This window comes from Methylobacterium sp. 17Sr1-1 (genome assembly GCF_003173775.1).
In the GTDB taxonomy this organism is placed as follows: domain Bacteria; phylum Pseudomonadota; class Alphaproteobacteria; order Rhizobiales; family Beijerinckiaceae; genus Methylobacterium.
On the sequence record NZ_CP029552.1, the window covers coordinates 4,744,394 to 4,767,115 of the forward strand.

Sequence of the window (22,722 nt, forward strand, 5' to 3'; positions counted from 1 at the left end):
GCCCGTCCCCGTCGCCGATCCCGCTGCAGAGCCTTGGCGGATCGTGGTTAACGTTGCGTTCCCGTCAGGTCACGGCCTCGGTCCGGGCCGGAAGCACACGCACGAGGTCGTCGGGCTTGAGCCGCAGCTGCAGCCCGCGCTGGCCACCATTGACGAAGATTGCCGGAAGGGCGAGGGCAGCCGCGTCGACCAGGGTCGGGACCACGCGCTTCTGCCCGAGCGGGCTGATGCCGCCGACATGGTAGCCGGTCAGCCGCTCGGCATCGGCCGGGCGCATCATCGCGGCGGATTTCCCCGCGAAGGCGGCGGCGAGCTTTTTGAGCGACACCTCGCGGTCGGAGGGCACCAGCACGCAGACCGGCTTGCCGTCGACGGCGGCCATCAGGGTCTTGAACACCTCGCCCGGCGACACGCCCATCGCCTCCGCCGCCTGGAGGCCGATGCGGGTCGCCTCCGGATCGTACTCGTAGGCGTGGACGCTGTGCGGAATGCCGGCGCGGGCGAGGACTTGCGTGGCGCGGGTCGTCTTCGACATGAGCCTTCAGGGAGCTTGGGGCCGTCAGGCGCCCGGCAAGCTCCGGGCGATCAACCGGCCGATCTCGGCGTGCAGGGCGTCGCGGGCGGCGGGCTCGGCCGGTGATCCGGTGAGATACACCGCCGCGAGGATCGGCGCACCGTCCGGCCGGTGGATCAACGCGACAACGTTGGCGGTGCCGTTGTCGCCGGTGCCGGTCTTGTCCGCGGTGCGCCATCCCTCCGGCAGGCCGGCGCGCACGCGCTTCAGCCCGGTCGGGCTGTCGTGCATCCAGCCGATCAGCCGGGCGCGCGACTCCGCCGACAGGGCGCGGCCGAGCAGGACGTTCTCCAGGAGGCCAACCATCGCGGCCGGGCTGGTGGTGTCGCGGACATCGCCGGCAATGGCGGTGTTGAGCGTCGGCTCGGTGCGGTCGAGGCGGGTGACCGTGTCGCCGTGAGCGCGCGCGAAGGCGGTGATCCCGCCCGGTCCGCCGAGCGTGTCGAGCATCAGGTTGGCGGCGGTGTTGTCGCTCCACACCACGGCGGCGGCGCAGAGTTCGGCGAGGGTCATGCCGGTCTCGACGTGCTTCGTCGTGACCGGGGCGTAGCTGAGGAGGGCGTCGCGGCCGTAAGCGATCCGGCGGTTCAGGTCGTCCTTGCCCGCATCGGCCCGGGCGAGCACCGCGGCGGCGGCGATCGCCTTGAAGGTGCTGCACATCGGGAAGCGCTCGTCGGCCCGATGGCCGAAGCGGCGGCCGGTGGCGGTGTCGCGTACCTCGACACCGAGCATGCCACCGTCGCGGCGCTCCAGCTGCGCCAGCCGGGCCACCGTATCCTCGGCCGCCGAGGCGCCGCGGAGGGTGCAGGCGGCAAGGGCCGCACCGAGCAGGGCGGCGCGGCGGGTGAGGCCGGGCTGAAGAAGGACCGGAGTGGACATCGAGCGGGCTCCCTGCACACGGTTCGTCAGGGATGCTCGTTTGCGATGCGACCTTGGCGATATCGCGCTGAGGCCGTGACGGGATCGGGGCGCCCGCGCCCCGCGTTTCACGGGAAACACCCTTAACGAAAGGTGTGTCTCCCAGGGGGCGGGCGCCCGCTGCCTCAATGCGACCGCGGCGAATGCCCCTTGCGGTCGGGGTCGTGGGTGTGGTGCCGGTCGCGCTCGCCGCCGCCACCCGAGACATGGGAGCGGCTGTCGCTGGTCGCCTCGCCCGGGTTCGGACCGGCCTTGGCCGTCGGGTCGGGTCGGTCGGGGCGCTGGTGGCTGCTGCCGGGCCCGCCATGGTGGCGGTTGGCGGCGTCGGTCTTGTCCGAAGTGCTCATGCGATCACCGATCCTGCTGGTAGCCCTGGTTGGTGGTGTTCACCTTCGAATTGCCGGCCTGGCCGATCTTGTCCGGGTCCTTGGTCTGGTTGGCGCCCTTCGGCCCGGTCTCGGTCGGGGCGCGCTCGGCGCTGCCGGGGCCCTTGTCGGAGCGGTTGGCCGGCGGCACGGGAGGGGGTGACGCAGTCATGGCGATCTCCCTGAGTGGAGGGGCGAGGCGATGTCCTCGCCGTGGAGGCCGGACAACGCCGGGCACCTCGGGGCGTTCCTGACCCGCCCGATCACCTCGGATACTTTGTCACAGTATAAGTATTAGAGGCGAACCGGCGCCGGCCGGCGGCGTTGGCCCGAGCAGCACAGACCTGCCCCACACCACCCTGGCAAGGAGCCCCCGCGATGGCCGAGGACGTCCGTTCGCTGTACGTGACCGCGCTGAAGAACACCCACGCGCTCGAATTGCAGGCGCTCCAGATCATGGAGCGGCAGGTCGAGCGCCTGGAGCGCTACCCCGACATGGAGGCGGCGCTCCGCCGGCACATCACCGAGACGCACGGCCAGCGCGACCGGCTCGACGAGGCCCTGGCGGCGATGTCCGAGAGCCCCTCGACCCTGAAGGAGGGCGTGCTCGGCTTCGTGGGCAACATGGCGGCGCTCGCCCACACGCCGGCCCAGGACGAGATCCTGAAGAACGCCTTCGCCAACCGCGCCTTCGAGAATTACGAGGCGGCCGCCTACGACGCGCTGATCACGCTCGCCGAGGCGGCCGGCCAGAGCGCCCGGCTGCCGGCCTTCGAGATGTCGCTGAAGGAGGAACTGGCGATGGCGCAGAAAATGGCCGACCTCGTGCGGCCGACGACGCGCCGCTACCTCGAACTGACCCTCGGGGGCGACAAGGCCGATCGATAAAGGTTAGAGCCGGAACAGACCGCCCCGGCCGGTGATCCGGCCGGGATCGGCGCCCGCGGCGCGCAAGGCCGCCCACAGGGTGACGGCGATCGAGTCGTAGACCGGGATGCCGAGCTCGGCCTCGAGGTCTTCGACCATCGCCGCCCCCGCCATGTTCGTGCAGACGATCGCCACCGCCTCCGCGCCTTCCGCCGCGACCGCCCGCGCCATGGCGATCACCTCCGCCTCCGGCACCTCGGCGAAGGAGAAGTTGTCAGAGAGCCCGCAATGGCGCTCGGCCGCGCAGTCGAATCCGGCCGCCGCCCAGTTCGCCTGGATCCGCGCCTGCACGTCGCCCGTATAGGGCGTGACGAGGCCCACGCGCCGGATGCCGGCACGGGTGAAGGCTTCGCGAAAACCCAGCACCGCGGTCGCAGCCGGGATGCCGGTCACCTCGGTGATCCGGGCACAGAGGGCTTCGTCGCGGGCGAAGCCCAGCCACGCCGCCGAGGTGCCGTTCCAGGCGATCGCATCCACCTTGGCGTCGGCCAGCAGCGCGACCGCGTTCAGGATCGGCGCCTCGTCGAACTGCCCGAGCCCCGCCGCCGACAGGGTGATCTCGGTGACGCGAAAGCGCGAGAAATGCGCGGTGACGCCGGGCGCGCCGCGCAGCAGCTCGGCCGTCGCCGGTTCGAGCCGGGTGTTCGACGACGGGGTCAGCATCCCGAGACGGATCATCACGCGGCCACCTTGCGGCTCGATTCCTCGCGGATCAGCCCGAGGATGCGGCGCTTCATGTCGTTGAACTCCGGGCTCGTCACGTCCCGCGGCCGGGCGAGATCGAAGGGGATGAACTCGCGGATGCGGCCCGGCCGCCGGCTCATCACGGCGATGCGGCTGGCCAGCACCAGGGCCTCGTCGACCGAGTGCGTGACGAAGACCACCGTGGCGCCGACCCGCTGCCAGATCGCGACCAGTTCCTCCTGCATCTCGATCTTGGTCTGGGCGTCGAGCGCCGCGAAGGGCTCGTCCATCAGGATCACCGCCGGGTTCATCAGGAGCGCCCGGGCGATGCCAACCCGCTGGCTCATGCCGCCGGACAATTCCGCCGGGTAGTGCCGCTCGAAGCCGGTGAGTCCGACGAGGTCGATATAGGTCTTCGCCCGCTCGTGCCGCTCACGTTTCGCCATCCCCTTCAGCTTGAGGTGGAAGGCGACGTTGTCGATGACGGTGAGCCAGGGCATCAGCGTCGGCTGCTGGAACACCACGCCGCGGTCGGCTCCCGGCCGCTCGACGCGCCGGCCGGCCACCCGGACCTCGCCGGCGCTCGGCGCCTCGAAGCCGGCGATCATGTTGAGCAGGGTGGACTTGCCGCAGCCCGAGGGACCGAGCAGGCACACGAACTCGCCCGCCTCGATCGTGGCACGGGTGCGGTCCACCGCCACGAGGTCGCGCCCGTCGCGGTCGCGAAACACTTTCTGGACGTCGGCGAGGTCGATCGCGCTCATCGGAATCTCTGCGGGCAAGGGAAGCCGGGGCAAGGGAAGCCGGGGCAAGGGAAGCCGGGGCAAGGGAATTTGGGGGAAGGGGAGGGGCGGATCACCGCCCCTGCACCGTCGTGCCCTTCTGCCAGTGCAGCACCGAGGCCATCAGCGCCTTGAGGCCGAGATCGGACAGGTATCCCAACAGGCCGATCGAGATCATCGCGGCGAGCACGATGTCGTAGCGCAGGAAGTAGTAGGAGTCCCACAGGACGTAGCCGAGGCCGCTCTTCACCGCGACCATCTCGGCGGTCACCGTCAGCATCCAGGCCGAGCCGATGGCGATGCGCAGCCCCGAGAAGATCGACGGCAGGGCGGCCGGCAGCACGATGTCGGTGAGGAGCTGGCGCTCGGAGGCGCCCATCATCGCGCCGGCCCGGATCAGGTTGCGGTCGACCCCGCGTACGCCGTGAATGGTGTTCATCAGCACGGGGAAGAACGCGCCGAGGAAGACCAGGAAGATCGCCGGCTTGTCGGCGATGCCGAACCAGATGATGGCGAGCGGGATCCACGACACCGGCGGGATCGGTCGCAGCATCTGCAACGTCGGCTCGACGGTGCGCTCGACGAGCCGCCACCAGCCGATGGCGACCCCGATCAGGATCGCCGAGACGGCCGCGATGGCGTAGCCGGCGGCGACCCGGGTCAGGCTCGCCAGGGCGTCGGGCACCCAGTGGCCGGAATAGGTCTGGGTGCTCTCGTCGAGGCCGAGGAGCCAGTCACCCAAGGCGTGCAGCACGGTGCTCGGGGCCGGCAGCAGCGCCGCCGGCAGGGCGCCGGAGCGGGCAAAAGCCTCCCAGCCCGCGACGAGGAGGAGCGGCAGGGCCGCCCGCTCGGCGAAGGCGACGAGGCGCCGGGGCAGCCGGCGGGCGGGAGCCGGCGCGGCCTCCGGCAGCGGCGTGGTCTCAGTAGCCGAGGCCATCGCGGGTCTTCTTGGTGGCGGCCTCCAGGAACGAGAAGTCCATGTGCTTCTCCACGTCGGCCGAGACGTCGCGGCCGATGTATTTCAGGTCCCGCATCATCGCGGCGATCGCGAGCGTCTTGGCGCGGTGCATGCGGTAGTCCGGCTCGGCATTGGCGATCGCCTCGGCGGCGACCTCCTTCGACAGGCCGGTCTTCTGGTTGATCACGTCGACCCACACGCCCTTGTCGGCCTTGAGCGTCTCGACCAGGGCCACGTCGGCATCGACCACCGCCTGCACGCCGGCCCGGTTCTTGGCGATCACGTCCGAGCGGGTGACGATCAGGTTCGTCAGGTTGCCGGCGGCCTGGTCGTAGGGCAGCACGAAGCGGCTCGCCGCCCCCGCCATGCGGATCTGCGAGGCGAAGGGCTCGACCGAGCAGACCATGTCGATCTCGCCCCGCTGCATCGCCGCCAGGTGGTCGGACGGGTTCGGGATGTTGACGAACTGCACGTCCTTGTTCGGGTTGATGCCCTGCTTGAGGAAGGCGCCGCGCATGTGGATGTCCTGCGCGTTGCCGCGGGAGGCCGCGACCTTGAGGGCTGCGCCCGCCGCCTTCGCCTTCTCGGCCGCGGCCTTGAACCCGGCCCAGTCATCGGCCTTCAGGTTCAGCGCCTTGGCCGACAGGCATTCCGAGCCGCCATTCACCTCGCCGGCGACCGCCACGATGTCGAAGCCTTTGTCGAGGGCGGTGACGTAGTGGAGGTAGGTGACCTGCGCCACGTCGAGGCTTTTCGCGATCAGCGCCGTCAGCACGTCGTTGCCGGAATTGAAGCCGGTGGCGTCGATCGTCGCGCCTTTGGCCAAGCCCGGCAGCAGGGCGACCGGCAGGCAATGGGCGCACTTGGCGTAGCCGACCTTCACAGGCGCCTCCTGCGCCGAGGCCGGCGCGAGGAACGCGGGCGAGAAGGACCAGAGGGCGGCGGCCAGCAGGGGGCCGAGAGGGCGGCGCATGGTCGGTGACCTCGCTCGTGAGGGGCGTGCCGTCCGGGCGTGATCCGGACGTCTCGAAGAGGGTGGCGGGGCCGTTCGACGCCGCCGCGAGATCAGGGTGTGACGGGCTTAGGGCTCGCGCAACGCATTTTTCGTGCTCTGCATGCAATTGATGCCAAATGCCGAGGCAGGCAGCAGAATTGCCTGGAATTGATGCGCCCGCGGCCGATCGGAGTCGCTATGGTCCCATCCCGACGACGAGGGAGAGTGACACGCATGGACCCGGTCCGGCGCCCGCGCGGGCGTCCGCGCAAGCCCGTGCTGCTGGAAGCCGCGGCCTTGCGGCCCCGGCGCGGCCTGCACGACCAGGCGGCGGAGCGCCTGCGCGCGCTGATCGTCGACGGCACGCTCCCGGCCGGCGCCGCCCTGGTCGAGACCGAGCTGTCGGTGGCGCTCGGCATCTCCCGTACGCCGTTGCGCGAGGCGCTGAAGCTGCTCGCCGTCGAGGGGCTGGTGGAATTGCGCCCCAACCGCTCGCCCCGGGTGGCGGAGCTGCGGCCGGACGCGGTGACCGAGCTGTTCGAGGCGATCGCCGCCATCGAGCGGGCGGCGGCGGAGCTCGCGGCCTCGCGCATCACCCCGGCCGAGCTGGAGCGCTTGCGCGCGTACCAATCCGAGCTGGAGGCGCACCACGCCGCCGGTGCGCTCGGGCCCTACTTCGCCCTCAACCAGCAGATCCACGCCCTGATCGTCGCCTGCGCCCGCAACACCCCCTTGCGGGAGGCGCACGAGGCGCTGCACGCCCGGGCCGAGATCGCCCGCCGCCGCGCCCTCGACAGCCGGGCGCGCTGGGACGAGTCGGTCGCCGAGCACCGGGCGATCCTCGCCGCGCTCGAGGCCCGCGACGCCGCGGGCGCCGGGCGCCTCCTCGCCGACCATGTCGGCCATACCGGCACGGCGCTCCTCGCCGGCCTCGCCCGGCCCGACGCCGCCTGATTGACGAGAGACCCTCGATGCGCCTGCTGCTCCTCAACCCCAATACCAGCCGCGACGTGACCGAGCTGATGCGTGCCACCGGCGCCGCGGCCGCCGCGCCCGGGACCGAGATCCTGACGGCCACGGCGCCCCGCGGCGTGCCCTACATCGCGACCCGGGCCGAGGCGCAGATCGGCGGCGCCATCGCCCTCGAGATGCTGGCGGAGGCGCCGCCCGTCGACGCCGCGATCATCGCGGCTTTCGGCGATCCGGGCCTGTTCGGTGCCCGCGAATTGTTCGACTGCCCGGTCATCGGCCTGGCGGAGGCCGCGATGCTGTCGGCCTGCCTGCTCGGCCGGCGCTTCGGCCTCGTCACCTTCGCCTGCGCTCTGGTGCCCTGGTACGAGGAATGCGTCGCCGCCCACGGCCTCCAGCAGCGCTGCGCCGGGGTCCGGGCGCTGGAGGGACGCTTCTCCGCGCTCTCCGCCGTCCAGGAGGAGAAGGAGGCGCAGCTGATCGACCTCGCCCTCGCGGCGGTCGAGGAGGACGGCGCCGACGTGCTGATCTTCGCCGGCGCGCCCCTGACGGGCCTCGGTGCCCGGGTGCGCGACCGTCTGCCGGTGCCGGTGGTCGATCAGGTGGTGGCGGCGGTCAAGCTCGCCGAGGCCGTGGCGGCGCAGCGGCCTGCCAAGGCGACGGCCGGGACGTTCCGGCGGCCGGATCCGAAGCCGAGCACCGGGCTCGCGCCGGCGCTGGCGGCGCGGATCGGGCACGAGGCGCGGTGATGCCGCTGCGATGACCCGAGCCTCGGCCGGATAGGACGGGAGAGGTAGGCCGAGGACGCCTCAGGACCACACGAACTCGCCGAGGCGACCGGCGAGGCGGTAGGCGCGCTCGCGGGTGAGGCCGCGCAGGATGACCCGGGTGTCGCTGTAGAGCGTGAAGGTGCCGTCGGCGTCGGCCTGGATCCGGATCCCCTCGTGCATGGTCTGGCGCTCCCCCGTCGTTGCGGCATCCGTTCCGGAATGCGGGGGGAAACGCGCGGCGGCGCGCCGGGATACGGGAGCCGGCAACATTTTTTTAAAGGATCGAATTTTTCTGGCGCCGGGCCTGCGAAAAAGATTTCTTCCGCCGGAACCTTCACCGTTGGAAAATTCTTGTTGGTGACCCGCTGCCTGCGGGTGAGCCCGCCGCGCCGGCGGGCCGGTTCCCGCCGTCGGACGCGGGGGCCGCGCAGAGGAGACACCAAAGATGAAGAAGACGACTCTGGGCCTCGCGGCGGCGGCGGTTTTCGGCTGCCTCACCTTCGGCATCGGCGCGGCCTCCGCCGCCCCGGCGAGCCCGGCCGGCATCCAGGCCGCCCCCATGATCGAGCACGTGCAGATGACCCGCGGCGAGCGCCGGATGATGCGCCACCACCGGATGCACCGGCACATGATGCATCGCCGCCACATGATGCACCGGCGGCACATGATGCGTCACCGCATGATGCACCGCCACATGCACCGCATGTAACGGATGTCGCTCCGCCCGGCGCAGTGTCGGGCGGAGCTTTTCGTCAGAACGGCCGGTTGGCGAGCGCCGGCTTGCCGGCCAGGATCCGCTCGTCGACCTGGCGCACGTCGCGCAGGCCGCACATCGCCATCGTGACGTCGAGCTCCTTGCGGATGATGTCGAGGCACTGGGTCACGCCCGCCTCGCCGCCGGCGCCTAACCCGTACAGGAAGGCGCGGCCGATGAAGACGCCGTGGGCGCCGAGCGCCAGCGCCTTGATCACGTCCTGCCCCGAGCGGATGCCGCCATCCATCAGCACCTCGATCCGGTCGCCCACCGCCTCGACGATGCCGGGCAGAGCGGCGATCGACGAGATCGCCCCGTCGAGCTGACGGCCGCCGTGGTTCGAGACGATCATCGCCTCGGCGCCGCTTTGCGCCGCCAGCTCCGCGTCCTCGGGATCGAGGATGCCTTTGAGGATCAGCTTGCCGCCCCAGCGGTCGCGGATGCGCTTGACGTCGTCCCAGTTGAGCCGCGGATCGAACTGCTCGGCGGTCCAGGACGAGAGCGAGCGCAGGTCCCCCACTCCCTGCGCGTGCCCGACGATGTTGCGGAAGGTGCGGCGCTGCGTGCGCAGCATGTTGAGGCACCAGCGCGGCTTCGTCGCCAGGTTGACGATGTTGGGGATCGTCATCCGGGGCGGGGTCGAGAGGCCGTTCTTCACGTCCTTGTGGCGCTGGCCCAGGATCTGGAGGTCGAGGGTGAGCACGAGCGCCGAGCACTGCGCCGCCTTGGCCCGGTCGATCAGCCGGTCGATGAAGTCGCGGTCGCGCATCACGTAGAGCTGGAACCAGAACGGGGCGTCGGTGTTCTCGGCCACGTCCTCGATCGAGCAGATGCTCATGGTCGAGAGCGTGAACGGCACCCCGGCCTTGGCGGCGGCCCGCGCGGCGAGGATCTCGCCGTCGGCGTGCTGCATGCCCGTCAGCCCGGTCGGCGCCAGCGCCACCGGCATGCTCACCGGCTGGCCCACCATCGTGCTCGCCAGCGTGCGGTTCGTCATGTCGACGGCGACGCGCTGGCGCAGCTTGATCTTCGAAAAGTCGTCCTCGTTCGCCCGGTAGGTGCCCTCCGAGTACGAGCCGGAATCGGCGTAGTCGTAGAACATCCGCGGCACCCGCCGCTCGGCGAGCACCCGCAGGTCCTCGATGCAGGTGACGGGCCCGCTCGTGAAGAACCGCGACGTCCAGGACGGCGGCCGCGACGAGGGCATTCGGGTGGCGTGCATGGCGTCTCGCTCGTTCCGTCTCTTGTCGCCCGCGCGGGACCTCGCTCGCCCGGCGCGCAGGTTTTTGGTCTCAAGCCCGAACGGGATACAATCAACCGTTCGGGTCTGACCATCGTTTTCGCCGTGCCTCCGGCGCGGCCCGGCACCGCGCCGGGCGCGGTCAGGGCGAGACCTCGTCCCGCGGCGTGGCGCTGAGCTCGGCCCAGTCGAGCTCCTCCTCGAGGCGCAGGTAGGCGTCGTCGCCGATCTCGTCGCGCTCGCGCAAGTCCAGGATGACGGCCCGGGCGGCCTCGACGGCGCGGCGGCGCAACCCGTCGGCGGGCAGGCTCGCCGGGGCGAGGCCCTCCTCGTGGTCCTCCGCCTCGCGCAAGCCCGCGTCGAATTCCCGCCGCAGCGCCTCGGCATGGGGCGAGCGGTCGTCGGCGAGACTGTCGCGGGCCGCCCGGTAGGCCGCGGCGCGCGCCCGGCCGATCTCGATCCCGACCGGATCGTCGTCGCCCAGCGAGAACCAGGCGAGCAGCGGGCGCAGGGTCAGGCCCTGGATCACCAGCGTGCCGAGCACGACGCAGAACGCCGTCAGCACCACGAGGTCGCGGTGCGGGAAGTCGCCGGGCAGGGCCAGGGCGAGCGCGATGGTGACGACGCCGCGCATCCCGCACCACGCCACGATCGTGCCCGAGCGCAGGCCGACCGGCGCCGGTCCCACGGGCCCGGCGACGCGGTGCAAGAGCCGGGCGCAGGCTCGCGCCCCGAGCACCCAGGCGAGCCGCACCACGACCGTGGTGGCGAAGACGGCCGCGGCGACGAGCGCGTAGTGGCTGCGCTCGGCCGGGCTCAGGCCCTCGAGGATCGGGCCGATCTGCAGGCCGATCAGCACGAAGGCGAGCACGTTGAGCACGAACACCGCCGTCTCCCAGACGGTGTTGGAGGTGACCCGCAGGTGGGCCGGCATGGTCTGGGGCGAGAGCCGCGACACGGCCAGCCCGAAGCTCACCACCGTCAGCACGCCCGAGACCCCGACCCGCTCGGCGGCGATCCAGAGGCCGAAGGTGGCGACGAATTGCAGCACCACGGCGCTCGGCGGATCGGTCACCCGGCGCATCAGCCGGACGTAGAGCATCGCCAGGACCGGCCCGGCTATGATCCCGCCGACGACGCCGACGAGGAAGGTCGGGGCGACCTCGGCGACCGAGAACGAGCCCGTCGCCACCGCCCCGAGGGCGAGGCGGTAGATCAGCAGCGACGAGGCGTCGTTGAACAGGCTCTCGCCCTTGAGGATGGTGACGAGGCGGTGGGGCAGCCGGACATGGGCCAGCACCGAGAGCGCCGCCACCGCGTCCGGCGGCGCCACGATGGCGCCGAGGACGATCCCGGCGGCGAGCGGCAGGTCGGGCACGAGCCAGCGCGCCACAAGGGCCACCGCCACCGTGGTGACCCCGACCGCGCCGACGACGAGGCCGGCGACCGGCATCCAGTTGCGCTTGAGGTCGCGCAGGCTGGTGTCGTAGGCGGCGTCGAGCAGGACGGGCGCGAGGAACAGAGCCAGGGCGAGGTCGGGGTCGAGGCGCAGGTTCGGGACCTGCGGCACGAAGGCCAGCACCGCCCCGCCGATGGCCAGGAAGGCCGGGAACGGCGCCCCGAGGCGCCGCGCCACCCCGGCGAGCAGGACCGCGACGACGAGCACGCCCGCGATCCATTCGAAGATCAGCATCACCCCTCCGCATCTGAAGGAGGGCAACGCGGATGGGGCGTCCGCGGTTTGGTCAGGGGCGGAACGGACGCGCGCGGCTCAGCCGCCGGCCCGGGGCTCGGCCGCGCGACGCTCGGCAATCTGAAGTTCGGCGACCTGAAGTTCGGCAACCTAGCCCGGGGGGATGCGCCCGTCGGCGAGGATGGTTCAGGCGCTCCCGGCCTCGACCGCGCGGGAGGCCGCCACCGGCTCGCGCAGGGTCGTGGTCACCGGCTCGCCCGGGCCGTGGTCCGGCCAGGCGACGCGTTGCGCCGGAGTGGTCCAGTCGATCGAGTCCGTGTCGCCCGTGGGTCTGCGCCTCGACGGGTCCTTGGTGCACCTCACGAAACGCCCACCGCTCAGTCGCTGCCACGGCCATCCGCGGCGCAGATCGGGCGTTTTGGGAGAGACACTCGGCCTCACGGGGGAGACACCATCACCCCATTGCGGCCGCCCCGGGGCGGAGCCTCGGTTCGGGCGACGACGCCGCGCTCAGGCGGCGTCGGTCGCGGCGCTGTTCAGGCGCTCCATCAGGCTGCGCTCGTAGGCCACGAGCTCGCGGCCGATCTTCAGGGCGCGGTGATACTGCTTGTTCGCGAGCTCGTCCTGGATCGCCACCAGGTAGGGCGCGCTCGTCGGCATGCCGCGCAGGATCTCCATCGATTGCCGCACCAGGAGGTCGTCGGCCTCCATCGGATGGTCGGCGAGGTAAATCAGCTGGAGCGTGACGCACAGGCGCTTGCAGGCGGTGTCGGCGCCGCTCTCCGGAATGATCTCGCTCTCGCGCAGGAACTTGCACGTGTTCTCGATCAAGAGGTTGGTCGAGCGCTCGCCGTTGCGGAGCGCCGCACCGTTGATGATCAGGCGCTCGAACGGCTTCAGGTGGATGCGCAGGGGCATGGGCGTCTGTCCGTATCAGCTTTGGCGAAGGGTGCGCCTTCCGAGTCTGGTTGCATCCGGTCCGTCACCCCGACGGATCGGCGGGAGACCGCGCCGCCCCCCGCCGCCCGTCCCGCTCCAACGCCCCGCCGCGCCACGCGGGTAGCACGACCGGAACCGCACCATCCGGAGATGGATGCGCCCGGCGGGCCTGCCCTCGATGCGGGGCGGAGTAAGGGGAATAGGTGAACATGGGCCCGACGCTAGGACCCGGACGATTAAGAATTCACTGTAGCGAAGCCCGAAACAAACCGCTCAGATACAGATTTATCCAACATTAACCATAACAGGGCGGACCCGGTCGGCGAAAACGTTAGGCTTAAGAAAGACGAAAGGCCTGCGCGGCGATGGTGACAGCGTCGTCAAAAAGACGCCTCGCCCGACGATCAAAAAGGTCGCCCCCATGTCCGACATCACCCTCTCGGCCGCCACCCGCCAGAACCTCCTGTCGCTCCAGGACACGGCAGCGCTGCTCTCCACGACGCAGACGCGCCTCTCGACCGGCAAAAAGGTCAACAGCGCCCTCGACGGCCCGGTGAACTACTTCACCGCCCAGAACCTGAATTCGCGGTCGTCGTCCCTGACGTACCTGCTGGACGGTGTGTCGAACGGCATCCAGACGATCCAGGCCGCCAATACCGGCATCACCAAGCTGCGCGGTCTGACCGACCAGCTCAAGGCTGTGGCCCAGCAGGCCCTCTCGGCTTCCAACGCCTTCACCGCCAAGGCCAGTATAGCCTCGACCGCGCTGTCGGGTGCCACCGCCAACAACCTTCTGTCGGTCGGAGCCACCACCGCCGTCGCCGAGGCCCCGGTCGGCAACGCGACTGGCGCAGCCGCCAGGGTCGTGACCGGCACCGTCGACATTAGCTCCACGGCCAACATCCAGAGCAACTTCTTCACCGCGGCGGCGTCGGTCAAGACGGTCACGATCGATGGCGTCGCCATCACCCTGACCAAGGGTATCGACGACACCAGCCCGGCGAATTTCATCAACTCGATCAACACCCAGCTCAAGGCCGGCGGCTCCTCGGTCGTCGCGTCCTTGAGCGGCAGCAACATTGCCATCACCGGCACCGGCGATGGCGGCACCTTCTCGCTCGGCACCGATGCGGGGACGGCCTCGTTGTTCGGCGCCACCCCCACCGTCACCACCGCCGGCACCTTCGTGCCGACTGCCACCTCGCTCGCCACCGGTGCCGGCTTCAACGTCGGCGACAACTTCACCGTCAACGGCCAGATTGTCACGGTGGGCCGCTCCGACACGCTGGCGTCCCTCGCCCAGAAGGTGAGCACGGCGACCAACGGCACGGTCAGCGCCACATACGACGCCACCGCCCGCAAGTTCAGCTTCACGGCGGCGGACTCGGCGACCGGAATCGTGCTCGGCGACGGCAGCACCTCGACCGCCAAGGTCTCGAACCTCGGCTTCTCGCTCATCAAGAGCTACGGCGCCGGCCAGGGCTCCACGGTCGCGACGGCTGGCACCCCCCCGACCCAGACCTTCACCAAGAGCGCCCTGGACAGCAAATCGATCTCCGTCAAGGTGGCAGGCGGCAACTCGGTTACGCTGAGCTTCGGTACGGCGGCGGGCCAGATCTCGACGCTCAACCAGCTCAACGCCGCCCTGGCCCCGGCCAACGCGATGGCGAGCATCGACAGCGTCACCGGTGCGATCAAGATCAGCACCACCAACGAGTCGGGCGCCGACAACCTGGTAGTGTCGGCGAGCGGTACCGGCAACCCGTTCAGCACCAGCACGTCGAGCGCGATCATCAGCGGCGACGGCGCCAACACCCGCAACGGCCTGGTGAGCACCTACAACGGCCTGCTCAGCCAGATCGACCAGATGGCGGCAGATTCGGGCTTCAACGGCACGAACCTGCTCGCCGGCGACACGGTCAACGTCAGCTTCAACGAGCGCGGGACCTCCTCGCTCAAGATCTCCGGCACGGCTGTGACGGCGTCGGGTCTCAACCTGGTCGCAGTCGGCCAGACCGACTTCCAGGACAGCAACTCGATTAACGCCGTGATCGCCACGATCAACACCGCCAATACCGCGTTGCAGAGCCAGGCCTCGACCCTGGGTGCCAACCTGGCAGTGGTTCAGAACCGGCAGGACTTCACCAAGCAGATGATCAACGTGCTCGATACGGGTGCAGCGAACCTGACCAACGCCGACCTGAACGAGGAGGCGGCCAACTCGCAGGCTCTCTCGACCCGCAACTCGCTCGGCATCTCGGCTCTGTCTCTCGCCAACACGGCCCAACAGGGCATCCTCCAGCTCCTGCGCGGCTGATCAGGCAAGCGAAAGGCTCCGGCTCTCCGTCTCTCATAAGTTAGGCGGAGAGCCGGAGCCTTTCGCACCTCCTGAACGGCCACTCTACGGCGAGCCGCATGAGATGCGCCCCGCCGCTTCAAGCCTGACGGCGCCGATTCAGAAAAATCCCAAGCAGAAGCGCATCCTACGCTTCTGCTTGGGATTTTTTCATTGTGCCAGAGCTTGTGCGCCTCGTCGTGCCAACGATCTGTCGCAGAAGCCGACATCTCTCCTCGTCATCCCTAGGCTCGGCGAAGCCGAAAACCCGGGATCCAGACACGCTGACGGTCAAGTATAGGGCGGCCAGCGCTCCGCTTCATTCGGCATCGTCAGCGGTTATGGGTTCCAAGTTCCGCTGAGCGACCCAGAATGACGATGAAGAATTTCGCTTCGGTCGGATCACTCCATCAAGCCCAAACAATTTCTGCGCGTGCACCCTCTGGCGACCGTATGTCGGCGGGTCGTGATGGACGCCGTCGAGCCTGATCTTGCGGGACCAGCGGCCGGACCAGCCGGCGACGGGCGTCGTTCTGCTTGCTGTGGACATCACAGCAGCCTTCTTCCGAGTGGCAGGTGTGCCCGACGGATCCTCAAGCGGGCAGCCGATCGCCATCTCGTCCTCGATTCCGCGGCCATTCGCCCTCGGCCGCGCACAAATCATGGTAACTTCAATATTAAGGTAAATCGAGGAGTAGGGATGGACGATGTGCTTAACTTTTTGAAAGTCATGCCCGATGGAAACAGGGGAGCGGAGGTCTTTTCAGCTTCGCAGTAAGGACCGGGCAAGGACGAGGGGCCAATCTGATCTCGCCTTCAAAACACGAAGGTCTCCCGATCAATAGGATCGACCAATGTCTTCCGGCATCACCCTCTCGGCCGCCACTCGCCAGAACCTCCTGTCGCTCCAGGGCACGGCCGACCTGCTCTCAACCACGCAGACCCGTCTCGCGACCGGCAAGAAGGTCAACAGCGCCCTCGACAGCCCGAGCAACTATTTCACCGCCCAGGGCCTTTCCTCGCGCTCATCGGCTCTCAGCAGCCTGCTCGACGGCGTGTCGAACGGCATCCAGACGATCCAGGCCGCCAATACCGGCCTCACCAAGCTGCAGGGTCTAACCGATCAGCTAAAGTCTGTCGCGCAGCAGGCCCTCTCGGCCTCCAACGCCTTCTCCGCCAAGGCCAGCATCGCCTCCACCGCGCTGACGGGCGCCACCGCCAACAACCTCCTCTCCGTCGGTGCCACCACCGCCGTCGCCGAGACCGCGATCGGCAACTCGACCGGCGCCGCCGCCCGCGTCCTGACCACCACCGTCGACGTCAGCAGCCAATCCAACATCCAGACCAACTTCTTCGGCGCCTCGGCCTCGAGCAAGACCGTCACCATCGATGGCGTCGGCGTCACCCTGACCAAGGGCATCGACGACACCACGCAGACCGCCTTCATCGCTGCGATCAACACCCAGCTCAAGGCAGCCGGTTCCTCGGTCACCGCGGCTGCGAGCGGCAACAACATCGCCTTCACCGGCACTGCCGACGGCGGCACCTTCTCGCTCGGCACCGACACGCAGTCGGCCTCGCTGTTCGGCGCCACCCCCACCGTCACCACCGCCGGCACCTTCGTGCCGACTGCCACCTCGCTCGCCACCGGTGCCGGCTTCAACGTCGGTGACACGTTCACTGTGAACGGCCAAGCCGTCACGGTGGGCCGCTCCGACACCCTGAGCTCACTTGCCCAGAAGGTGAGCACGGCGACCAACGGCACGGTCAGCGCCACATACGACGCCACCGCCCGCAAGTTCAGCTTCACGGCGGCGGACTCGGCGACCGGAATCGTGCTCGGCGACGGCAGCACCTCGACCGCCAAGGTCTCGAACCTCGGCTTCTCGCTCATCAAGAGCTACGGCGCCGGCCAGGGCTCCACGGTCGCGACGGCTGGCACCCCCCCGACCCAGACCTTCACCAAGAGCGCGCTCGACGGCAAGTCGATCACCGTGAAGGTGGCCAGCGGCAACTCGGTCAGCCTGAGCTTCGGTACGGCGGCGGGCCAGATCTCGACGCTCAACCAGCTCAACGCCGCCCTGGCCCCGGCCAACGCGATGGCGAGCATCGACAACACCACCGGCGCGATCAAGATCACCACCACCAACGAGTCGGGCGCCGACAATCTGACGGTCTCGGCGAGCGGTACCGGCAACCCGTTCAGCACCAGCACGTCGAGCGCGATCATCAGCGGCGACGGTGCGAACACTCGCAGCAACCTGGTGAGTACCTACAACAACCTGCTCAGCCAGATCGACCAGATGGCGGCAGATTCGGGCTTCAACGGCACGAACCTGCTGGCCGGCGACACGGTCAACGTCAGCTTCAACGAGAAGGGTACCTCTTCGCTGAAGATCTCCGGCACGGCGGTAACTGCCTCGCTGCTCGGCATGGTCGCCGTCGGCCAGACCGACTTCCAGGACAGCAACTCGATCAACAGCGTGATCTCGACGATCAACAGCGCGTCGAGCCAGCTGAAGAACCAGGCCTCGACCCTGGGTGCCAACCTGGCGGTGGTTCAGAACCGGCAGGACTTCACCAAGCAGATGATCAACGTGCTCGATGCGGGCGCGGCGAACCTGACGAATGCGGACCTGAACGAGGAGGCGGCGAACTCGCAGGCTCTCTCGACCCGCAACTCGCTCGGCATCTCGGCCCTGTCGCTCGCCAACCAGTCGCAGCAGGGCATCCTTCAGCTCCTGCGCTGATCGGCGTCTCGTACCTCACCAAAGAAGCGGCCGGGGCTCACGCCCCGGCCGTTCCCGTTTGAAGGTATCCTCAGCCGAGAGCCGCCAGCCCCTCCGGCTTCTTCACCTCGATCTCCACGAAGGCGATCGGGTGGTCGGAGCCGTTCTGGACATCGTGGCGAATGCCGGCCGGGCGGCGGTAGGACTGGCCGTGGGCGAGCGGCACCTCGGTGACGTTCGTGCCGTCGTGGATCCGCAGCGTGCCCTCGGTGATCATCACCACGAAGTAGGGCCAGCCGTGCTCGTGCCAGCCGGTGACGGCGCCGGGCGAAAAGTCCCAGCGGGTGATGCGGACCGTGTCGTCGTCGTGCTGGACGGTCGGGACCGCCGGAATCGTGCAGGCGAAGGCCATGATCGGAAAAGTCCTCAGCGGGCGGATTCGAAGCCGGCGAGCACCGCCGTCAGGTTCTCGCCCAGCAGGTCCGAGAGGTAGCCGCCCTCCTGCACCAGCACCGTCGGCAGACGCAGAGCAGCGAGCGCCGCGCCGATGCGGCGGAAGCCCTCCGTGGTGATGGCGAGGCCGGCGAGCGGATCGTGCTCGGAGGCGTCGAGGCCGAGCGCCACCACCAGCGCCGTCGGGGCGAAGGACTGGATCGTGCGGGTGGCCGTGCCCTCCAGCACCGCCAGATAATCGTCGTCGCCGGTGCCGAGCGTCAGCGGCAGGTTGAGGTTGGCGCCGATCCCCTCGGCCTCGCCGCGCTCGTGGGCGTAGCCCCAGACGAAGGGGTAGAAGCCGCGCGGGTCGGCGTGGAGCGAGACCGTGAGCACGGAGGGATCGCGGTAGAAGATGCCTTGCGTGCCGTTGCCGTGATGCACGTCGACGTCGAGCACCGCGACCCGGGCGTGGCGCTGGCGCAAGTGCGCGGCGGCGACCGCGCTGTTGTTGAAGTAGCAATGGCCCCCGGCCCGGTCGCGATAGGCGTGGTGGCCGGGCGGGCGGCAGAGGGCGTAGACCGCGTCCTCGCCGTCGAGGACGGCTTGCGCCGCGCTCGCCGCGACGTCCGTCGCCACTGAGGCCGCCGCATAGGTACCCGGGCCGATCGGGCAGGCGGTGTCGACCGTGTGCCAGCCGAGCCGCCCGACGATGTGGGTCGGGTAGGTCGCGGCCTCGCGCACCGGGTGGATGTTGGCGATCATCTCGGAGCCGTGGTCGGGCAGGGCCTCCCAGGCCTCCCAGGCCTCCGCCATGAAGGCGAGGTAGTCGGGGCTGTGCACCCGCGCCCGGGCGCCGACGCCGTGGGCCTGCGGTGTCACCACCGTATGACTGCCGGCCTTCAGCCCGGCGAGCAGGCGGTCGGCCCGCTCGGGCTGGTCGGCGGCGGGCTTCACCTGGCCGCGGACCAGGAAGAACTTCGGGTCGTGGCTGCGGTGGTCCGCGGAATGGACGGCCTTCATGGGATCTCCGGCGGGTTAGGGCCGAGGCTCGCGCCCCGGATAGGATCGAGGCTCGCGCCTCATGGGGAAGGGACCGAGGCTCGCGCCTCATGGGAAAGGGACCGAGGCTCGCGCCTCATGGGAAAGGGACCGAGGCTCGCGCCTCAGGGAGTGGGGGTGAGGCTTCGCACCAGCCGGCCGACCTCGCGGCGCGCGACGCCGAGATGGTGGTCGACATGGGCGACGATCCGCTCCGGGTGGCCGGCCTCGATGGCCTCCAGCACCGGCTCGTGCGTGCGGGCGATTTCTTCCGGATCGTCGTAGAGCCGGCCGATCAGCCCGATCACGATTCGCAATTCCGAGGCCAGCCCGTCGAACAGGCGCAGCAGGCGGCCGTTGCCGGAGGCCTCGCAGATCAGCCGGTGGAACTCGTAATCGGCTTCGACGATCAGCGCGGGGTCGTCGTGCCGGGCGAGATCCCGCATCAGGGCGAGCTGGCGACGCAGGCCGTCGCGGATCCCCGGCGTCAGGCGGCGCGCCGCCTCGACCGCGGCGTGGCGCTCGACGCAGAGGCGCATGTCGTAGAGCTCGTCGACGTCCTGCGCGGAGAGCTCGCGTACGAAGAAGCCGCGCCGCGGCGAGGCCTTGAGCAGGCCCTGGCTCTCGAGCAGGCGCGCCGCCTCCCGCACCGGCGCCCGGCTGATGCCGAGCTCGCGGGCGACCGCCGCCTCCGCCACCTTGGCGCCGGGAGCCAGCCGCCCCTGCACGATCGCGTCGGTGAGCCGGCGCGCGACCTGGCGCACGAGATCGCTCTCGGCCAGCACCGGCAATCCGACGGGTTGGGACATCGCGCGCATCGCACCTCCGTGCCGCCATTGTGCAATGCGTAGGCGTCGATTGTCGACACTTTCAGCTTGATCGCCGCGCAAGGCCGGGTCAGTCTAGGCACATGCCGGGCGATGTCGTGTTCCGTCCGGCCCCGTATCCGGCCGCCGGCGCGCGAGTTTTCGCGCCGCGCCGCTCACACATGCGAAGTCGTCGCGGCACGCTCCGCCGCCGATACTCGCCCGCGAGGAGGTCCGATGTCGTCATCCGCTCATCCGCACGCCGACGAGGTGCAACGCATCCGCGTCGATCTCGCGGCGGCCTACCGGCTGATCCACCGCCTCGGCCTCGACGACAGCATCTACACGCATATCTCGGCGCGATTGCCGGGGCCGGAGCACCGTTTCCTGATCAATCCTTACGGATTGCGGTTCGAGGAGGTGAAGGCCGGCAACCTCGTCACCGTCGATCTCGAAGGCCGGGTGGTCGACGACCCCTGCGGGCTGGGCATCAACCCGGCGGGCTTCACCATCCACAGCGCCGTCCACGCCGCCCGCGAGGACGCGCTCTGCGTGCTCCACACCCACACGGTCGCGGGCGTCGCCGTGTCGTGCCAGGAGGAAGGGCTGCTGCCGCTCAACCAGTGGTCGATGCAGTTCCATGGGCGCCTCGCCTATCACGACTATGAGGGCATCGCCCTCGATCTCGACGAGCGCGAGCGCCTGGTGGCCGATCTCGGCGACAAGCCGGTGATGGTCCTGCGCAACCACGGCATGCTGACCTGCGGCCGCTCGGTCGCCGAGGCGTTCAAGCTGATGCACAACATCGAGCGCTCGTGCCGGGCGCAGCTCGCGCTGCAGGCCGCCGGCGCCCCGCTGATCCGCCCCCCGGCGGCGGTCGCGACGAAGACCGCGGGCCAGTACGCCTCGTTCTACGACAAGATGGAGACGGGCCAGCTGCCCGATACCGAGTGGGACGCGTTCAAGCGCATGCTGGACCGCAGCGACCCGGATTACAAAGAATAGTCAAAGTCAATAAAGCAAATCACGCCCGCCGCCGAGAGGAGCGCGGGATCCCCTCTCCCGTGTGGGAGAGGGGTAGGGGTGAGGGTGACACGCTTCCGTGTAAAACACTCAGCGTGGTGCTGGCAGCTCGATGCTTGAGTGCTGGATCCGGAACCGTATCACCCTCACCCCTAACCCCTCTCCCACACGGGGGAGGGGAACAAGTGCACGCACTTTCACTGCCGCGACAGGGACGAAGAGGACAACCGATGCTCAAGACGATTCTGGCCGGCACCGTGCTCTCCCTGGCGCTCGCCGGCACCGCGCTGGCACAAGCGCCGAAGCCCGGCGGCATCGCCAACGCGGTGATCCAGCCCGAGCCGCCCGGCCTGATGCTGGCGATGGTGCAGAACGGCCCGACCCAGATGGTGGCCGGCAACATCTACGAGGGCCTGCTGCGCTACGATTTCGCCCTCAAGCCCCTGCCCGGCCTCGCCGAGAGCTGGAGCATGAGCGACGACGGCAAGACCTACACCTTCAAGCTCGTCAAGAACGCGACCTGGCACGACGGCAAGCCGTTCACTGCCGACGACGTGGTGTTCTCGGTCGAATTGCTGCGCCAGACCCATGCCCGCGCCCGCGGCAACCTCACCCGGGTGGCGAGCGTGACGGCGTCCGACCCCACCACGGTGGTATTCACCCTCTCCGAGCCGTTCGGGCCGTTCCTCGGCATCTTCGAGGTCGGCTCGCTGCCGATGATCCCGAAGCACATCTATGCCGGCACCGACTACAAGACCAACCCGGCCAACAACACGCCGATCGGCACCGGCCCCTACATGTTCAAGGAGTGGAAGAAGGGCTCCTACATCCGGCTGGTGAAGAACCCGAACTACCACGTCGCCGGAAAACCCTATCTCGACGAGATCTACTGGCACGTGATTCCCGACGCCGCCGCCCGGGCGGTGGCGTTCGAGACCGGCAAGGTCGACATCCTGCCCGGCGGCTCGGTCGAGAATTTCGACGTGCCGCGCCTGTCGAAGATCAAGGGCGCCTGCTCGACCACCAAGGGCTGGGAGTTCTTCAGCCCGCATTCCTGGCTCTGGCTCAACAACCGCAAGGGCCCGACCGCCAACAAGGCGTTCCGCCAGGCGGTGTCCTACGCCCTCGACCGCGACTTTGCCCGCGACGTAGTGTGGAACGGCCTCGGCAAGCCGGCGACCGGCCCGTTCTCCTCGACCGTGCGCTACCACGACCCGAAGGCCGCGAAGTATTCCTTCGACACCGCCAAGGCCAAGGCGCTCCTGAAGGAGGCCGGCTACAAGGGCGAGACCGTGCGCCTGTTGCCGCTGCCCTACGGCGAGACCTGGCAGCGCTGGGCCGAGGCCGTGAAGCAGAACCTCGAGGATGCCGGCATCAAGGTCGAGCTGGTCGCCACCGACGTCGCCGGCTGGAACCAGAAGACCTCCGAGTGGGACTACGACATCGCCTTCACCTACCTCTACCAGTACGGTGATCCGGCGCTCGGGGTCGGGCGCAACTACGTCTCGTCGCAGATCGCCAAGGGCTCGCCGTTCAACAACGTCGAGGGCTACGCGAATCCGGGCGTCGACGAGGCCTTCGCGAAGGGCGCGGTCGCGGTCGGCGACGGCGAGCGCCGGCCGATCTACGAGGCGGTGCAGAAGACCCTGGTCGAGGACGCGCCGATGGCCTGGCTGCTCGAACTGGAGTTCCCGACCATCACCCGCTGCAAGGTCCACGACCTCGTCACCACCGGCATCGGCGTCAATGACGGGTTCCGCGATGCCTGGATCGAGCGCTGACGGCTCCT

General features: G+C 69.4%; 24 protein-coding genes. 8 read left to right on the forward strand and 16 right to left on the reverse strand.

The genetic code is table 11. The features are described from left to right. Nucleotides 1–64 precede the first annotated feature (64 nt). From ybaK to DK412_RS21510, 4 genes are all read right to left on the reverse strand, one after another. Nucleotides 65–535 (reverse strand): Cys-tRNA(Pro) deacylase, encoded by a 471-nt coding sequence (gene ybaK, locus DK412_RS21495; protein ID WP_109973618.1) that lies wholly within the window; start codon nucleotides 533–535, stop codon nucleotides 65–67. A gap of 24 nt (nucleotides 536–559) precedes the next feature. Next, a complete protein-coding gene (gene bla, locus DK412_RS21500; RefSeq protein ID WP_109973619.1) occupies nucleotides 560–1,453 on the reverse strand; it encodes a class A beta-lactamase in 894 nt (297 codons plus the stop codon). Between the two features lie 164 nt (nucleotides 1,454–1,617). Further along, entirely contained in the window at nucleotides 1,618–1,839 is a 222-nt protein-coding gene (locus tag DK412_RS21505) for a hypothetical protein (RefSeq protein WP_109973620.1), read from the reverse strand. Between the two features lie 4 nt (nucleotides 1,840–1,843). Beyond that, nucleotides 1,844–2,029 carry a hypothetical protein gene (locus DK412_RS21510; RefSeq protein WP_099904172.1) on the reverse strand — a complete coding sequence of 62 codons (186 nt, stop codon included), beginning with the start codon at nucleotides 2,027–2,029 and terminating at the stop codon, nucleotides 1,844–1,846. A gap of 206 nt (nucleotides 2,030–2,235) precedes the next feature. Between DK412_RS21510 and DK412_RS21515 the strand changes: the two genes are divergently transcribed. Beyond that, nucleotides 2,236–2,745 (forward strand): ferritin-like domain-containing protein, encoded by a 510-nt coding sequence (locus tag DK412_RS21515; RefSeq protein WP_109973621.1) that lies wholly within the window; start codon nucleotides 2,236–2,238, stop codon nucleotides 2,743–2,745. Between the two features lie 3 nt (nucleotides 2,746–2,748). Here the strand turns inward: DK412_RS21515 and DK412_RS21520 are convergent, their stop codons facing one another. The 4 genes from DK412_RS21520 to DK412_RS21535 all read right to left on the reverse strand — a co-directional run bounded on the left by DK412_RS21520 (nucleotide 2,749) and on the right by DK412_RS21535 (nucleotide 6,181). Beyond that, nucleotides 2,749–3,462, reverse strand: coding sequence for an aspartate/glutamate racemase family protein (locus DK412_RS21520; RefSeq protein ID WP_245447163.1), 714 nt, complete (start codon nucleotides 3,460–3,462; stop codon nucleotides 2,749–2,751). Then, a complete protein-coding gene (locus DK412_RS21525; protein WP_109973622.1) occupies nucleotides 3,462–4,232 on the reverse strand; it encodes an ABC transporter ATP-binding protein in 771 nt (256 codons plus the stop codon). Before DK412_RS21525 ends, DK412_RS21520 begins: the two co-directional genes overlap by 1 nt. A 91-nt stretch (nucleotides 4,233–4,323) precedes the next feature. Then, nucleotides 4,324–5,187 carry an ABC transporter permease gene (locus tag DK412_RS21530; protein ID WP_109973623.1) on the reverse strand — a complete coding sequence of 288 codons (864 nt, stop codon included), beginning with the start codon at nucleotides 5,185–5,187 and terminating at the stop codon, nucleotides 4,324–4,326. Next, the gene (locus DK412_RS21535; RefSeq protein ID WP_109973624.1) at nucleotides 5,171–6,181 is read right to left on the reverse strand and encodes an ABC transporter substrate-binding protein; all 1,011 of its coding nucleotides are present in this window, start codon (nucleotides 6,179–6,181) and stop codon (nucleotides 5,171–5,173) included. The genes DK412_RS21530 and DK412_RS21535 overlap by 17 nt, the downstream gene beginning before the upstream one ends. Nucleotides 6,182–6,436: 255 nt before the next feature. Here DK412_RS21535 and DK412_RS21540 point away from each other — a divergent pair, with 255 nt between their 5' ends. Then, nucleotides 6,437–7,156, forward strand: coding sequence for a GntR family transcriptional regulator (locus DK412_RS21540; protein WP_109973625.1), 720 nt, complete (start codon nucleotides 6,437–6,439; stop codon nucleotides 7,154–7,156). Between the two features lie 17 nt (nucleotides 7,157–7,173). Beyond that, nucleotides 7,174–7,920: an aspartate/glutamate racemase family protein gene (locus tag DK412_RS21545; protein ID WP_109973626.1), complete on the forward strand. Its 747-nt coding sequence runs from the start codon at nucleotides 7,174–7,176 to the stop codon at nucleotides 7,918–7,920. Between the two features lie 60 nt (nucleotides 7,921–7,980). Here DK412_RS21545 and DK412_RS30695 read toward each other — a convergent pair whose 3' ends face one another. Further along, nucleotides 7,981–8,121 carry a hypothetical protein gene (locus tag DK412_RS30695; RefSeq protein ID WP_177303092.1) on the reverse strand — a complete coding sequence of 47 codons (141 nt, stop codon included), beginning with the start codon at nucleotides 8,119–8,121 and terminating at the stop codon, nucleotides 7,981–7,983. 265 nt (nucleotides 8,122–8,386) lie between these two features. Between DK412_RS30695 and DK412_RS21550 the strand changes: the two genes are divergently transcribed. Beyond that, a complete protein-coding gene (locus DK412_RS21550; protein ID WP_109973627.1) occupies nucleotides 8,387–8,650 on the forward strand; it encodes a hypothetical protein in 264 nt (87 codons plus the stop codon). Between the two features lie 43 nt (nucleotides 8,651–8,693). Here DK412_RS21550 and DK412_RS21555 read toward each other — a convergent pair whose 3' ends face one another. The 4 genes from DK412_RS21555 to DK412_RS21565 form a co-directional block, all read right to left on the reverse strand. Continuing rightward, on the reverse strand, nucleotides 8,694–9,902 hold the full coding sequence (locus DK412_RS21555) for an alpha-hydroxy acid oxidase (protein ID WP_109973628.1): 1,209 nt from the start codon (nucleotides 9,900–9,902) through the stop codon (nucleotides 8,694–8,696). 175 nt (nucleotides 9,903–10,077) lie between these two features. Beyond that, nucleotides 10,078–11,628 (reverse strand): Na+/H+ antiporter, encoded by a 1,551-nt coding sequence (locus DK412_RS21560; RefSeq protein ID WP_109973629.1) that lies wholly within the window; start codon nucleotides 11,626–11,628, stop codon nucleotides 10,078–10,080. Nucleotides 11,629–11,814: 186 nt separating this feature from the next. Beyond that, complete coding sequence (locus DK412_RS30300; RefSeq protein WP_162596270.1) at nucleotides 11,815–11,991, reverse strand: hypothetical protein; 177 nt, start codon at nucleotides 11,989–11,991, stop codon at nucleotides 11,815–11,817. Nucleotides 11,992–12,138: 147 nt separating this feature from the next. Then, complete coding sequence (locus tag DK412_RS21565) at nucleotides 12,139–12,546, reverse strand: flagellar biosynthesis repressor FlbT (protein WP_109973630.1); 408 nt, start codon at nucleotides 12,544–12,546, stop codon at nucleotides 12,139–12,141. A gap of 442 nt (nucleotides 12,547–12,988) precedes the next feature. On the opposite strand from DK412_RS21565, the gene DK412_RS21570 reads away from it, so the two are divergent. Both DK412_RS21570 and DK412_RS21575 read left to right on the forward strand, forming a co-directional pair. Then, nucleotides 12,989–14,884, forward strand: coding sequence for a flagellin (locus DK412_RS21570; RefSeq protein ID WP_109973631.1), 1,896 nt, complete (start codon nucleotides 12,989–12,991; stop codon nucleotides 14,882–14,884). 872 nt (nucleotides 14,885–15,756) lie between these two features. Next, entirely contained in the window at nucleotides 15,757–17,652 is a 1,896-nt protein-coding gene (locus tag DK412_RS21575) for a flagellin (RefSeq protein WP_109973632.1), read from the forward strand. A 70-nt stretch (nucleotides 17,653–17,722) separates the two neighbouring features. On the opposite strand, the gene DK412_RS21580 is transcribed toward DK412_RS21575, so the two are convergent. From DK412_RS21580 to DK412_RS21590, 3 genes are all read right to left on the reverse strand, one after another. After that, nucleotides 17,723–18,043 carry a cupin domain-containing protein gene (locus DK412_RS21580; protein WP_109973633.1) on the reverse strand — a complete coding sequence of 107 codons (321 nt, stop codon included), beginning with the start codon at nucleotides 18,041–18,043 and terminating at the stop codon, nucleotides 17,723–17,725. A 14-nt stretch (nucleotides 18,044–18,057) separates the two neighbouring features. Next, entirely contained in the window at nucleotides 18,058–19,086 is a 1,029-nt protein-coding gene (locus DK412_RS21585) for a histone deacetylase family protein (RefSeq protein ID WP_109973634.1), read from the reverse strand. 143 nt (nucleotides 19,087–19,229) lie between these two features. Continuing rightward, nucleotides 19,230–19,913 carry a GntR family transcriptional regulator gene (locus tag DK412_RS21590; RefSeq protein WP_245447165.1) on the reverse strand — a complete coding sequence of 228 codons (684 nt, stop codon included), beginning with the start codon at nucleotides 19,911–19,913 and terminating at the stop codon, nucleotides 19,230–19,232. A gap of 234 nt (nucleotides 19,914–20,147) precedes the next feature. Between DK412_RS21590 and DK412_RS21595 the strand changes: the two genes are divergently transcribed. Both DK412_RS21595 and DK412_RS21600 read left to right on the forward strand, forming a co-directional pair. Next, nucleotides 20,148–20,915 (forward strand): class II aldolase/adducin family protein, encoded by a 768-nt coding sequence (locus DK412_RS21595; protein WP_109973636.1) that lies wholly within the window; start codon nucleotides 20,148–20,150, stop codon nucleotides 20,913–20,915. 248 nt (nucleotides 20,916–21,163) lie between these two features. Beyond that, nucleotides 21,164–22,714, forward strand: a complete 1,551-nt coding sequence (locus DK412_RS21600; RefSeq protein ID WP_109973637.1) for an ABC transporter substrate-binding protein — start codon at nucleotides 21,164–21,166, stop codon at nucleotides 22,712–22,714. The last annotated feature ends 8 nt before the right edge of the window (nucleotides 22,715–22,722 follow it).